The following is a 12,854-nucleotide window of genomic DNA, read 5'->3' on the forward strand; positions in this document are numbered from 1 at the left end:
ATCACGATCCCGTCCTAGTCCATCGCGCGGTGGACGACGTCCAGCTTGCCGCCGTCGATGCGCAATTCGTTGAACCCTGGCCGCGTCTCCCGGGTGCGGCACGACAGCGTGCCCGCGCCGATCAGCCGGATCGTCCGGTCACCCTCCTGGTGCAGCTTGTCGAACGGGTCATGGACATGGCCCGACAGCACGACATCGGCGCCGGCGGCGGCCAGCGCTGCCAGGGCGTCCCGGCCGCCGTGCGTCCGCGCAGTGGCTTGGGTCCCCGCCTCGATCAACGGGTGATGGCAGGCAATGATGACGAGCGACGTCGAATCAGTTTCCGCGACCCCGGCCAGCGCGCGGCGCAACGATCCGTCGCTGACGCTGCCCTTCGACCAGTTGCGCCACTGGAACCGCGTCGTCGTCTTCAACGGCACGACCGCGACTCCGGGCAGCGCCAGCGGCTTCTCGATCATCGATTCGAGCTTCAGATACCGCCGATAGGGGCGGAACAGCCGGGCGAAAATGTTGAACAGCGGTAGGTCGTGATTGCCGACCTCGACCGTCACCGGCCGGTTAAGCCCTTCGAGCCAAGCTGATGCCGCCGCGAATTCCGCACTCTTCGCACGCATCGTCAGGTCGCCGGTCATGATCACGGCATCGGGGCGCTCATCGCGGACGGCGGCATCGAACCAGGCGATCGCGGCGCGATCTTCGGCACCGAAATGGACGTCGCTGACGTGGAACAGACGGATCATAGGCAGGGCAACGCGCCAAAGGCCGGTCGGTTCGCCCGCCCTCGGGCGAAACCGACACCGGCTATCGCGCGCCGGCCATCGTCATCAACGCCAACAGGCCGACGCCCATGCCCTTGATGCTTTCGGGCTTAGCGACGTCGGTCCATTCGTCGAGCGCATGCGCCCGCCCGCCCGACCCGCCCGAGCCGATCGTGACCGCCGGGATGCCCAGGCTCATCGCGATGTTGGCGTCGGTCGACGATGCCTCCAGCGACGGGCTCAGTCCCGCCGCGGTCGCCGCGGCCTGCGTCACCCGGACGATCGCGGCCCCCGCTGGCGTGCTGCCGGCCGGGCGGTCGCCAATCGGCTGGGGATCGGCCGTCACGACGCCGACGCGGGTCGACCGCGCCGCATTCTCGTCGGTCACTGCCTTGGCGACGATGGCCAACACCTGCTTTTCCAGAGTCGCGAGGGCCGCTGCGTCTTCCGAACGCATGTCGATATCGACAAAGACCTCGGACGGAATCGCATTCACCGACGTGCCGCCGCCGGTGACGCTGGCCGAATAGGTCGTGCGCGGGCTGGCAGGCGGGCGGAGGCGATAGATATCGGCGATCGCCGCGCCCATCGCCGCCATCGGATTGACGATGCCGAACGCACCGTAGCTGTGCCCGCCCGGCCCCTTGAACACGATATGATAGCGTTTGGACCCGACCCCGCCGTTCACCACCCGCGCGGGTTCCGCCCCGTCGAGCGAGAAGAAGGCGCCGATCCGGTCCTTGTACGCGCCCTTGGTCAGAAGATGCCGGACGCCGCGCAGATCGCCGCGCCCTTCCTCGCCGACCGTCCCGACGAACAGGATCGGTCGCTTCGTCCGCACCTTCGCTGCATCAAGCGCGCGGATATAGGCTAGCAGCGTCGCCAGCCCGCGCGTGTCGTCACCGACGCCCGGCGCCATCAGCCGCGTGCCCTGTCGGCGCACGGTGACGTCGGTACCTTCGGGAAACACGGTGTCGAGGTGTGCCGACATCACCACCATCTTTTCCGCCGGATCGGTGCCGGGACGCACACCCGTGACATTGCCTTCGGCGTCGATCGTCACCTCGCTCAGGCCGAGCGCACGGAATTTTTCGGCATAGGCCTTTGCCCGCTGCGCTTCCTTAAACGGTGGCGCGGGAATTTGCGTCAGTTCGATCAACTCGGCCACGAACCGATCATAGTCGCGGTCGATCTCCGCCATTGCCGCGCGGTACGGCGCCCCCGCCTGCGTCGCTTTGACGTCGGTCGGCTGCACGTCGCGCGCAGCAGCAGGGGCAATTGCCGCCAGGGCCAGGGGGAAGAGGAGCATATGCGGCAAGATCGCGAGACTGGTCATCGCACGACGATGGCCGCCACGGTGCCGACGGGCAACCCCTGCACCCGTCGATGGCGGTCGAAAGAACCGCATTCGCGCGCGAAGGCGTCTCGCACACAGGACGGTGCGTTTTGTGGCTCGAGCAAGGCTGGTCTAGACAGTGGCGTAGCGGAGGGGAGAGCTATGGACCTGGGCCTCAAGGACAAGGCGATCATCGTGACCGGTGGCGGCGCGGGGATCGGCGGGGCGATTTCGCTCGCGCTGGCAGCGGAAGGGGCGGTGCCGCTGATCGTCGGGCGCAGCCCGTTGACCCCGGACGTCGCCGCGACTCTCGACGCGTTGCAGCCGAACGCTTTCTTCCATCAGGCCGACCTGAGTGACGTCGCCGCGGCCGCGACGGCGATGGCGGCGATCGAAGGGGCAGGGTTCAGCCCCTATGGCCTGGTGAACAATGCCGGCGCCAACGACGGCGTCGGGCTGGATCGGAGGCCGGAGGAATTTCTGGCGTCGGTCGGCGCCAATCTGGGCCATTATTTCGCGATGGCGCATCATGCGCTGCCACATCTGAAGCGGCACCGCGGGGCGATCGTCAACATTTCGTCGAAGACCGCCCTGACCGGTCAGGGCGACACCAGCGGCTATGTCGCGGCGAAGGCCGCACAATTGGGACTGACCCGCGAATGGGCCGCGGCGCTGGCGGGCGACGGCGTCCGCGTGAATGCGGTGCTGCCGGCCGAGGTGATGACGCCGCTCTACCGCCGCTGGATCGACAGCTTCGACGACCCGGCCGCCGAATTGCAGAAAATCACCGCCAAGATCCCGCTCGACCACCGGATGACCGAGGATCGCGAGATCGCCGATATGGTGACCTTCCTGCTGTCGCCCCGATCGGCGCACACGACCGGACAGTGGATCATCGTCGACGGCGGCTACACCCACCTGGACCGCGCGCTGACCTGACAAATCAGGCGGATGCTCGCGCAGCCAGAAGAGCGGCCGTCAGCTGTTCGCCGTCGTGGTCGGCGTGTCCGGATGAGGCGCCTCGAACGTCGCCCAGTCGCCGTCGCCGCCGGGATGCGGCGGGGGACCGGCGATGCTGGTCGGCTCGACCACCGCCCCCGTCCGAAGCCGGTGCAGATGGACCTTCGCGATCATGTTGGCCGAAATGGGCGCGGTGATGAACAGGAACAGCGAGATCAACAGTTCATGCGCCGTCCACACGCCCTGTTTTGCCTGGAAGAAGACGACCGACGCGACCAGCAGCGCTCCCAGCCCCAGCGTCGTCGCCTTGGTCGGCCCGTGCAGCCGCTCCATGGTCGTGCGCAGGCGGACCAGACCCCAGCTGCCGATCAGCACGAAGCCCCCGCCCAGCAGCAGCAGCCCGGCAACCACGATGTCGGCGATGCCGGTCATTCGACGATGTCCCCGCGCAGGATGAACTTGCAATAGGCGATGGTGCTGACGAACCCGACCATCGCGAGCAGCAGCGCCGCTTCGAAATAGGTGTCGTTCGCTCCCGCGATGCCGATCAGTACGATGAGCGCGATGGCGTTGATGACCATGGTGTCGAGTGCCATGATGCGGTCGCCGAGCGAGGGCCCGCGCAACAATCGCCAGCCGTTGAGGACCAGCGCCAGTGCGACGCACCCGAGGGCGATGTGGAGCGCTGTGTCGATCATGCGAACACCTGCTGCAGACGCGCCTCGTACCGGGTCTTGATCCGCGCGACCTCGGCCGCTTCGTCGGCGACGTCGAGAGCGTGGACCAGCAGATAGCGGCCATCCGCCGACACGTCGGAGGATACCGTCCCCGGCGTCAGGCTTATGGTTCCGGCCAGCACCGTGACCGCTTCGGGCGTGTCGAGATCGATCGGGATCACCAGCCAGCGGGCCCGCAGATCGCGGTTGCGCCGGAACAGGATCAGCCGCGCGACATGGAAATTGGCGACGACGATGTCGTAGAGCACGATCAGGCAATAGATGCCGAGCGCACGCCCGAACCGCACCCGCGGCCGGTCGGGCCAGAACGGCTGGGTGAATTTCGGCAGGATCAGCGCAAACACCGCGCCTACCAGCGCCCCACCCAGCGTGATGGTGTTCGCCATCAACAGCCAGACGACCAGCAACATGCCCGACAGGGCGGGGTGCGGGAGCAGCGATTTCATTGCGCGTCGCTCCTGCCCAGCACGGCAGCGCTGTAGCCGTCAGGAGTAAAGAGCTGAGCGGCGGCGGCGTCGGCGCGCTCGACCACCCAGCCGGCGGCGATCGTATAGAGGGCGAGGACGCCCAGCAGCGCGGCCGGTGCGGCGAATTCCGCCCGCGACCGGCGGGGACATGCGATCGCCGTTCCCCCGTCATCGACCTTCCAGAACACGGTGCTGCCCATCCGCGCGAAGCCGATGACGCCGATCAGCGTCGTCGTCAGGATCGTCGCCCAGATCGCCCAGCGCTGCGGCTCCGCAGCGGTCGCGTCGAGGATCAGCAATTTGCCGACGAAGCCCGACAGGGGCGGCAGCCCGACCGCGGCGATGGCGGCGCCGAGGAACAGCAGTCCCGCGACGTCCTGCCCGGCGAAACGGGGCGTTGCGACCACCGCATCGGCATATTGACCGCGCCGTCGCAGCGTCACGTCGGCTGCCAGGAACAATACGCCGCCGGCCAGCGTCGCATGTCCGAGGTAGTAGAGCGCTGCCCCCGTCGCCGCTTGCGTCCAGCACGCGACCGCCAGCAGCAACGTGCCGGTCGATCCCAAGACGGCGAAGGCCGCCCCCTCGCGCAGTCCCCGCGACGCGAGCACACCGGCAAAGCCGATGGCGGCGGTCACGACAGCGGCGGGCAGCAGCCACGGTCGGGTGACCCACGCCGCGGCACCCGCGTCCGCGCCGAAGATCAACGGCACGACACGGATCATCGCATAGACGCCGACCTTGGTCATGATCGCGAACAGCGCGCCGACGACGGGCAGGGTTGCGGCATAGGTTCGCGGCAACCAGAGGTGGAGCGGCGCTACCGCCGCCTTCAGCGCGAAGACCGCGATCAGCAGCAGCCCGGCCACGCGGATCATGCCGGCATCAGCCGGCCCGAGCGCTGCGACACGTCGCGCCAGATCAGCCATGTTCAGCGTACCCGTCAGCGCATAGAGCAGACCGAGCGCGACCAGGAAGATCGCCGACCCGACGATGTTCACGACGACATAGGCGATCCCCGCCTTCAGGCGCAGCGCCCCCTGGCCGTGCAGCATCAGTCCGTAGGAGGCGATCAGCAGCACTTCGAAGAAGACGAACAGGTTGAACAGATCGCCGGTAAGGAAGGCGCCGTTCAGACCCATCAGCTGAAAATGAAACAGCGGATGAAAATGCCAGCCTTTGCGGTCGGCGCCGGTCACGACGGCGTGCGCCATCACCGCGCTCGCCAATATCGCGGCGAGCACGAGCATCATCGCTGCCAGCCGATCGAGGACGATGACGATACCAAAGGGCGCCGGCCATCCGCCGATCGGATAGGCGCGGACGGCGCCGTCCTGGGCCATCCCGAACAGCGCGACGCCCGTCGCCAGCATCAGGGCGCAGCCGACCGCCGACAGGACGACGCCCACCCGACGTTTTCGGCGCATCGCGATCAGCGTCAACGGCGCGATGATCGCCGGGATGACGATCGGCGCGATCGACAGATGGTCGAGCAGCGTCATGCCTCGCCCTCCCCGTCGACCTGATCGGTGCCCGTTTCCAGAAAGCCGCGTAGCGACAGGATGACCGTCAAGGCGGTCATGCCGAAGGTGATGACGATAGCGGTCAGGACCAGCGCCTGCGGCAGCGGATCGGCGTAATCGGTCACACCCTTGGCGTAGATCGGCGGCTTGTCGACGACCAACCGGCCGCTCGCGAACAGGAACAGATTGACCGCATAGGACAGGAGCGTGAGGCCGAGCACGACCTGAAAGGTTCGGGCTCTCAGTGCAAGATAGACGCCGCCAGCGACCAGCACCGCGATCGCGCTGGCGATCAGGAACTCCAGGCTCATGCCGCGTCCTCCGCATCGGGGACGCTGGCGGCGCGCTGGGCGACGTGGCTCAACTGCGCCAGTGCCATCATCACTGCACCGACGACGACGCAGGTCACGCCCAGATCGAACAGCATCGCGGTCGCCAGTTCGACCTCGCCGACCAGGGGTATATGGAAATAGCCGAAGGTGCTGGACAGGAACGGCGCCCCGAAGACAAGCGCGCCCAGTCCGGTCGCCGCGGCGATCAGCACCCCCGTGGCGATCAGGGGATGCTCGCCGATCCGCCGCCGTTCGTCCGTCCAGTCGAAGCCGGAGGCGAGATACTGCAGCAGGATCGCGATCGAGAAGACCAGGGCTGCGATGAAGCCCCCGCCGGGCTGATTGTGCCCGCGCAGGAAGATATAAAGGCCGACCAGCAACGCGAGCGGCAACAACAGTCGGGTCGCCATCACGAACATCATCGGATGGCGCTCGGGCGAATGCGGCATGTCCTCGCGCCATTCGCGCAACCGCCGCCCCGCGATCCCCCGCGCGGCAGGTTCGAGCAGCGCGAAGATCGCCAAGCCGGCAATGCCCAGCACGATGATCTCGCCCAGCGTGTCGAAGGCGCGGAAATCGACCAGCGTCACGTTGACGACATTCGTCCCGCCGCCCCCCGAATAGCTGTTCGCCCAGTGGAAGGCCGACACGCTGTCGAGCGCCGGCCGCGTCAGCATCGCCCAGGCGAGCCAGCCGGCACCGATGCCGATGGCGATCCCGATCGCGGCATCGCGGGTTCGGCGTCCGATGCTGGACAGGCGCGGCGGCGTCTTCGGCAACAGGTGCAACGCCAGGAGCATCAGCAGGATCGTCACGACCTCGACCGAAATCTGCGTGAGCGCGAGATCGGGCGCAGACAGGTGAATGAAGGCAAGCGCGATGACGAGGCCGATGACGCTGATGAAGACCAGCGCCAGGAAGCGCCGGCGCTGGGCGATCACCACCGCCAGGGTCGCCGCGACCAGCGCGAACCACGCGACCACCGCGGCGGGCGAGGCGGGCAACGTCGGGCGCGCGCCTCCCGAAATCCCGACCGGCGCCACCCCATAGGCACCGAGCGACAGGATGGCGGCGAAGAGGACGAAGAGATAGCGTTGCAACGAGGCTGCGTGCAGCGCTGCGCTCGCCGAGCGCGTCCCAGCGATCAATCCCGCGAGGCCGGCGTCGAACATCCGCTTCGCATCGGGGCGTGGCCGGGCCGCGACCCATGTCGCGATCGGCGCCAGTCGCCAGACCAGCAGGGCGCCGCCGACAACGGCGACGACGCTCAGCCCCAGCGCCAGGTTAAGACCGTGCCAGAGTGCCAGATACGGTTCGGGCGGCGCCGCTCGCGTCACTGCGCCGGTCGCCGCAGCTACGATCGGACCGGCCAGCGTCATCGGCACCAGACCGAGGAGGAGCGCCAGCGTGGCGAGCAATGCTGGCGGGGCGGTCATCGCTACGCCGGGATCGTGCGGCGCGGGGACATCGCCCGTCTGCCGTGGTCCGCCGAACACGCCCACCGCGAGACGGAACGAATAGGCCGCCGACAACAGCGCCCCCAGCGTCGCCAGCGCCGCGACGACCCACGCCTGCCCGGCGAACGCGACGTGCAGGCTCTCGTCGAGCATCAGTTCCTTGGAAATGAACCCGCCCATCGGCGGCAGGCCGGCCATCGCTGCCGCAGCCAGCGTGCCGATCGTCGCGGTTACCGGCATCAGCGCGGCGAGCCCGCCCAGCCGCCGAATGTCGCGCGTTCCGGTTTCGTGATCGACGATGCCTGCGGTCATGAACAGCGCGGCCTTGAACGCGGCATGATTGAGGATGTGAAGCATCGCCACCATCGCCGCCGCAGGCGTACCGAATCCGAGCAGCATCACCATCAGCCCCAGCTGACTGATCGTCGAATAGGCGAGGATCGCCTTCAGATCGTGACGGAACAGCGCGACCGCAGCACCGAACACCATCGTCACAAGGCCCGTCGTGGCGACCAGATAGAACCACAGGTCACTGCCCGCCAGAACCGGCCACAGCCGCGCCAGCAGAAAGACGCCCGCCTTCACCATCGTCGCCGAATGCAGATAGGCGCTGACCGGGGTCGGCGCAGCCATCGCGTGCGGCAGCCAGAAGTGAAACGGGAATTGCGCCGACTTGGTAAAGGCGCCGAGCAGGATCAGCACGAGCGCGACCGGATACAGCGGCGATGCCCGCACCACGTCGCCCTGCGCCAGGATCGTCGTCAATTCATACGATCCGGCCGCCTGCCCCAGCAGCACCATGCCTGCGATCAGCGCCAGCCCGCCCGCCCCGGTCACCGCCAGTGCCATTCGCGCACCCTGTCGGGCTTCGGCCTTGTCGCGCCAGAAGCCGATCAGCAGGAATGACGACAGGCTGGTCAGTTCCCAGAAGACCAGCATCAGCAGGACGTTGGCCGACAGCGCGATCCCGACCATCGCGCCCTGGAAAAGCATCAGATAGGACAGAAACCGCCCGGTCGGCTCCGACGGCGCCAGATATCCGCTCGCATAGATGACGACGAGCAGGCCGATTCCCAGGATCAGCCCGGCGAACAATAGCCCCAGGGGATCGAGCCACAGGCTGAGTTCCAGCCCGAGCGACGGAATCCACGCCACCCGCAGCGCCACCGGCTCGCCCGCCACGACCCCCGGCGCCAACGCGGCAAGGATGATCAGGCCGAGCGCACTTGCCCCCGCCGCCAGTGCGAAATGCCACTGACGCGACGCCCCCGCGAGCAGCGCGAGCAGCACAGCGCTCAGAAATGGCAAACACGTCAGGGCCAGCAGGGCCACCCTTTATCCTCCTTGCTGGTTCCGCCCACCCTTTCGCACCTCGATCGACGGGGGTCGACCCCTGTCGACGACAGCATCGCGTTTTTTGGTGCCCACCCCGTCAGATTGCGGCCCCGCGATGTGCGAATGCACCCGATTCACCCACACGCGCCAATCAATAACGATTCGCATTTGCGTTGACTCTGCGATCGACTCGCAATAGCGGGTTTCGTGAAGGGGGACGTGAATAATGCAATCCTATCTCGCACTCGGCTGCGTGGGTTTTCTGGCTACGGCACCGGCTGCCGCAGCGACGATCGATGATGTCACGACGCCGGTTGCCGGCCGTGCGGTTTCGCAAACCAGCACCGGCGAGCGCGACGTGGTCGTGACCGGGCAGAAGGTCGGTGCGCCGCTGGGCGTCGAAAGCCCGAAGGCGACCTCGGCCGTTCTCGACACGCCGCAGACGATCACGATCGTCAGCGAACAGACGATCCGCAAGCAAAACCTCCAGACGCTGCGCGACGTGCTCCAGACGATCCCGGGCATCACTTTCGGGGCGGGCGAAGGCGGCGGCGGCTACGGCGATTCGATCAATCTGCGCGGCTATTCGGCCAACAACGACGTGACCGTCGACGGCGTCCGCGACAGTGCCCAATATAGCCGCACCGACCCGTTCAACCTGCAGCAGGTGGAAGTCTACAATGGGGCGAACAGCGTGTTCAACGGGTCGGGCAGCGTCGGCGGCACGATCAACCTCGTCAGCAAGGTCCCGACACGCGACACGCTGACGATCGTTCAGGGCGCAATCGGCACCGACCGTTACTATCGCGGCGCGATCGACAGCAATGTCCGCGTCGACGACCTGGTCGCGGTGCGGCTGAATGCCGCCTACCACCACAACGACGTGCCAGGTCGCAACGTCGAGCGGTACAAGCGCTGGGGCGTCGCGCCGTCGGTCACCATCGGCATCGACGCGCCGACCAGCCTGACGCTCGGCTATGTCCACCAGCAGGACCGCAACACGCCGGTCTATGGCGTGCCCTATTTCGATAACGGCCTGTTCGATGGCTTCGCCCCCGATTTCGACCGCAGCGCCTATTACGGCATCGTCAATCTCGACCGGCAGGACATCACCGTCGATCGATTGACGGCAACCTTCCGTCACGATTTCGGAGACGGGGCAAACATACGCAACCTGACCCGCTGGCAGCGCGTCGGCCAGTATAGTGTGACGTCGGCACCGCAAGGCACCTTCTGCCTGGCATCGACCGGACGCCAGCCGGTGACGGCGACACCCGGCGCGACCGTCGGCGCGGCGTGTCCCGCCAATGTCCCGGCGGGATTCTACCTGCCAAGCGGCCCGCGCGGGCTGGTGCGTGATCAGGAAAATCAGCTGCTCTACAACCAGACCGATGTCCGGCTCGAACAGGGGCGGAAGGGGGCCTTGCGTAACGTGCTGAACGTCGGCGTGTCGGGAACGCTCGAGGATTATGCCTTGCGCCAGGGATCGCTCCTTCGGTCCGCGAACGGCACCGCCATCTCGCCGCTGCCGCTGATCAACATCGCCAATCCGGACACGACCTGGACCGGCCCGGTCAACGACACCACGACCGCGGTGTCACGCGGCGAGACGCGCAATATTGCGGTCTATGCTTTCGACACGCTCGAACTGAACCCGATGGTCGAGCTGAACGGCGGCGTCCGGTGGGAGTATCAGCACGCGACCTTCCGCAATGTGCCGTTGCTGTTCGTCCCGCCGGGCACGACCGCGCTGACCGCCCTCCAGACGCGACCGCAGCAAAGCCGGGAGCGGCTGTTCTCGTGGCGTGCGGGCATGGTGTTCCATCCGGTGCGCAACGTCAGCCTCTACGGCGGCTACGGCACCGCGAAGACCCCATCGTCGGCAACGGTCCGCCTGGGCTGCGGCGTGCCGACCGCGGCGGGGGCTGCCGATCCGTGCGCGGTCGCGCCGGAAACGGCGCGGAATATCGAGGTCGGGGCCAAGGCCGGCCTGTTCAGCCGCCGGCTGGAGCTGACCGCTGCACTGTTCCGTAACGAACGCACCAATTACCGCGTGCCGTCGAACGATCCGGCACTGCCGGCCAATCTGCAGGTGCTCGACGGGCGCAGCCGGGTGGACGGCATCGCGCTCGGCGCTTCGGGCAACATTACGCCCGCCTGGACGATCTTCGCCAATTACACCTATCTCGACGGCCGGGTGCGCCAGAGCATCTCGAACCATGACAAGGCTGCGGGCGTCGTCGACCTTCAGGCCGGACAGCGACTGGTACAGACGCCGGAGCATTCCGGCAGCCTCTTCACTACGTACAAGCTGCCGTTCGGGCTCGAGCTCGGCTACGGGCTCAACTATCAGGGTAAGTTTGCAACCAACGTGCCGGTCGCGGGCACCGCGCTGCAGTTCGAGGTGCCCGACTATCTGCTCCATCGCGCCTTTGCCGCATATACGATCGCGTCGCGCTGGACGGTGCAGCTGAACGTCCAGAACCTGACCGACGAGAAATATGTCACCGGCGTGCGGAACAACGTCAGTACGACGACCGGCGTCACGGGAGGTTGGGCGATGCCGGGTGATCGGCGGCAGGCGACACTCAGCCTGTTCCACAACTTCTGATTTTGCTAATCGTTATCGCGATGCTGATCGCCATCCCCTCCGTCCTCGATGCGAACGGCATCGCGCAGGTGCGCGGCGTCGTCGATCGCGGCCGCTGGGCGGACGGAAATGCGACGTCCGGCCCGCAGGCAGCGCTCGCCAAGCGCAACGAGCAACTGGTCGAGGACGATGCAGCGACGCTCGAGGCCGGTCGCATCGTCCTCGACGCGCTCGGACGGTCGCCGACCTTCATTGCTGCGGCTCTGCCGCTCAAGATCTTTCCGCCGCTGTTCAACCGCTACGCCAGCGGCCAGGCGTTCGACGCGCATGTCGACAATGCGATCCGGCTCAAGCGCGGTACCGATTTCCGCATCCGCAGCGATCTGTCCTGCACCCTCTTCCTGGAGGATCCGGCGGCCTACGACGGTGGCGAGTTGGTCGTCGAGGATCTGTTCGGCGAGCAGCGGGTGAAGCTCGCCGCCGGCGATGCCGTGCTTTATCCCGCGTCCAGCCTCCACCGCGTCGAACCGGTCACGCGGGGCACGCGCGTCGCCTCTTTCTTCTGGATACAATCGATGGTCCGCGACGACGGTGAACGCCGCATCCTGTTCGATCTGGACCGCGCGGTGCAGCGCGTCGCGGCGGCGCAGGGTCAGGGCGACCGCGCCACAATCGAGCTGACCGGCGTCTACCATAACCTTCTGCGCCGCTGGGCCGACGCATGACGACCGCCGCCAAGCCGAAGCGTCGCTGGCGCAGCTGGTATCTGAAGCAGCTGCACAGCTGGCACTGGATCAGCGCGGCGATTTCGCTCGTCGCGATGCTGTTGTTCTCGGTCACCGGCATCACGCTCAACCACGCCGCGACGATTTCGGCCACGCCGGTCACGACCGAACGCAGCGGCAAGCTGCCGACGGCGCTCGTCGGGCAGCTGGCCGGCAAATCCGGCGACGCGCCGCTGCCCGCTGCGGTCGCCGATGCGGTGCAGACGGCGGTCGAGCTCGACGCGCACGGCAAGCCCGGCGAATGGTCGGATGGCGAAGTCTATGTCGCTTTGCCGCGCCCCGGTGGCGACGGCTGGGTCTCGATCGACCGCACGTCGGGCGCGATCACCGCCGAGGTGACCGACCGCGGATGGATCAGCTATCTCAATGACCTCCACAAAGGCCGCAACGCCGGCACGGCCTGGTTCTGGTTCATCGATATCTTCGCCGCCGCGTGCATCCTGTTCACGCTGACAGGCTTGTTGCTGCTTCAACTTCACGCCCGACATCGCCCGAGCACCTGGCCGATCGTCATCGCCGGGCTCGCCCTACCCGCGCTCATCGCCATTTTCCTGATCCACTGAGGAGCCCCTTC

At 67.1% G+C, this 12,854-nt stretch carries 12 protein-coding genes; 4 read left to right on the plus strand and 8 right to left on the minus strand.

Annotation, left to right across the window (positions count from 1 at the left end; translation table 11 throughout):
- Window positions 1–14 precede the first annotated feature (14 nt).
- A complete protein-coding gene (locus tag JW805_14700; protein MBN2973266.1) occupies window positions 15–740 on the minus strand; it encodes a metallophosphoesterase in 726 nt (241 codons plus the stop codon).
- A gap of 61 nt (window positions 741–801) precedes the next feature.
- Window positions 802–2,067 (minus strand): M20/M25/M40 family metallo-hydrolase, encoded by a 1,266-nt coding sequence (locus JW805_14705; GenBank protein MBN2973267.1) that lies wholly within the window; start codon window positions 2,065–2,067, stop codon window positions 802–804.
- Between the two features lie 189 nt (window positions 2,068–2,256).
- Here JW805_14705 and JW805_14710 point away from each other — a divergent pair, with 189 nt between their 5' ends.
- Window positions 2,257–3,033, plus strand: coding sequence for an SDR family oxidoreductase (locus JW805_14710; protein ID MBN2973268.1), 777 nt, complete (start codon window positions 2,257–2,259; stop codon window positions 3,031–3,033).
- A gap of 39 nt (window positions 3,034–3,072) precedes the next feature.
- Here JW805_14710 and JW805_14715 read toward each other — a convergent pair whose 3' ends face one another.
- The 6 genes from JW805_14715 to JW805_14740 are packed head-to-tail and all read right to left on the minus strand — an operon-like array spanning window position 3,073 to window position 8,902.
- The gene (locus tag JW805_14715; protein MBN2973269.1) at window positions 3,073–3,486 is read right to left on the minus strand and encodes a Na+/H+ antiporter subunit G; all 414 of its coding nucleotides are present in this window, start codon (window positions 3,484–3,486) and stop codon (window positions 3,073–3,075) included.
- Window positions 3,483–3,752 carry a K+/H+ antiporter subunit F gene (locus tag JW805_14720; GenBank protein ID MBN2973270.1) on the minus strand — a complete coding sequence of 90 codons (270 nt, stop codon included), beginning with the start codon at window positions 3,750–3,752 and terminating at the stop codon, window positions 3,483–3,485. The genes JW805_14715 and JW805_14720 overlap by 4 nt, the downstream gene beginning before the upstream one ends.
- A complete protein-coding gene (locus JW805_14725) occupies window positions 3,749–4,237 on the minus strand; it encodes a Na+/H+ antiporter subunit E (GenBank protein ID MBN2973271.1) in 489 nt (162 codons plus the stop codon). Before JW805_14725 ends, JW805_14720 begins: the two co-directional genes overlap by 4 nt.
- Window positions 4,234–5,760, minus strand: a complete 1,527-nt coding sequence (locus JW805_14730) for a monovalent cation/H+ antiporter subunit D (protein ID MBN2973272.1) — start codon at window positions 5,758–5,760, stop codon at window positions 4,234–4,236. Before JW805_14730 ends, JW805_14725 begins: the two co-directional genes overlap by 4 nt.
- Window positions 5,757–6,086 (minus strand): Na+/H+ antiporter subunit C, encoded by a 330-nt coding sequence (locus tag JW805_14735; GenBank protein MBN2973273.1) that lies wholly within the window; start codon window positions 6,084–6,086, stop codon window positions 5,757–5,759. Before JW805_14735 ends, JW805_14730 begins: the two co-directional genes overlap by 4 nt.
- A 2-nt stretch (window positions 6,087–6,088) precedes the next feature.
- Window positions 6,089–8,902 (minus strand): monovalent cation/H+ antiporter subunit A, encoded by a 2,814-nt coding sequence (locus JW805_14740; protein ID MBN2973274.1) that lies wholly within the window; start codon window positions 8,900–8,902, stop codon window positions 6,089–6,091.
- Window positions 8,903–9,131: 229 nt separating this feature from the next.
- Between JW805_14740 and JW805_14745 the strand changes: the two genes are divergently transcribed.
- The 3 genes from JW805_14745 to JW805_14755 are packed head-to-tail and all read left to right on the plus strand — an operon-like array spanning window position 9,132 to window position 12,843.
- Window positions 9,132–11,516, plus strand: a complete 2,385-nt coding sequence (locus JW805_14745) for a TonB-dependent receptor (protein ID MBN2973275.1) — start codon at window positions 9,132–9,134, stop codon at window positions 11,514–11,516.
- A 20-nt stretch (window positions 11,517–11,536) separates the two neighbouring features.
- Window positions 11,537–12,220: a Fe2+-dependent dioxygenase gene (locus tag JW805_14750; GenBank protein ID MBN2973276.1), complete on the plus strand. Its 684-nt coding sequence runs from the start codon at window positions 11,537–11,539 to the stop codon at window positions 12,218–12,220.
- The gene (locus tag JW805_14755; GenBank protein MBN2973277.1) at window positions 12,217–12,843 is read left to right on the plus strand and encodes a PepSY-associated TM helix domain-containing protein; all 627 of its coding nucleotides are present in this window, start codon (window positions 12,217–12,219) and stop codon (window positions 12,841–12,843) included. The genes JW805_14750 and JW805_14755 overlap by 4 nt, the downstream gene beginning before the upstream one ends.
- Window positions 12,844–12,854 lie beyond the last annotated feature (11 nt).

This window comes from Roseomonas aeriglobus, from assembly GCA_016937575.1.
GTDB lineage: Bacteria > Pseudomonadota > Alphaproteobacteria > Sphingomonadales > Sphingomonadaceae > Sphingomonas > Sphingomonas aerigloba.

Bases quoted from the DNA above. Each gene is read 5' to 3' on its own strand.
- JW805_14755 (MBN2973277.1), top strand. From the start codon at position 12,217: ATGACGACCGCCGCCAAGCCGAAGCGTCGCTGGCGCAGCTGGTATCTG.
- JW805_14750 (MBN2973276.1), top strand. From the start codon at position 11,537: ATGCTGATCGCCATCCCCTCCGTCCTCGATGCGAACGGCATCGCGCAG.
- JW805_14700 (MBN2973266.1), bottom strand. From the start codon at position 740: ATGATCCGTCTGTTCCACGTCAGCGACGTCCATTTCGGTGCCGAAGAT.
- JW805_14715 (MBN2973269.1), bottom strand. From the start codon at position 3,486: ATGACCGGCATCGCCGACATCGTGGTTGCCGGGCTGCTGCTGCTGGGC.
- JW805_14710 (MBN2973268.1), top strand. From the start codon at position 2,257: ATGGACCTGGGCCTCAAGGACAAGGCGATCATCGTGACCGGTGGCGGC.
- JW805_14745 (MBN2973275.1), top strand. From the start codon at position 9,132: ATGCAATCCTATCTCGCACTCGGCTGCGTGGGTTTTCTGGCTACGGCA.
- JW805_14725 (MBN2973271.1), bottom strand. From the start codon at position 4,237: ATGAAATCGCTGCTCCCGCACCCCGCCCTGTCGGGCATGTTGCTGGTC.
- JW805_14730 (MBN2973272.1), bottom strand. From the start codon at position 5,760: ATGACGCTGCTCGACCATCTGTCGATCGCGCCGATCGTCATCCCGGCG.
- JW805_14720 (MBN2973270.1), bottom strand. From the start codon at position 3,752: ATGATCGACACAGCGCTCCACATCGCCCTCGGGTGCGTCGCACTGGCG.
- JW805_14705 (MBN2973267.1), bottom strand. From the start codon at position 2,067: ATGCTCCTCTTCCCCCTGGCCCTGGCGGCAATTGCCCCTGCTGCTGCG.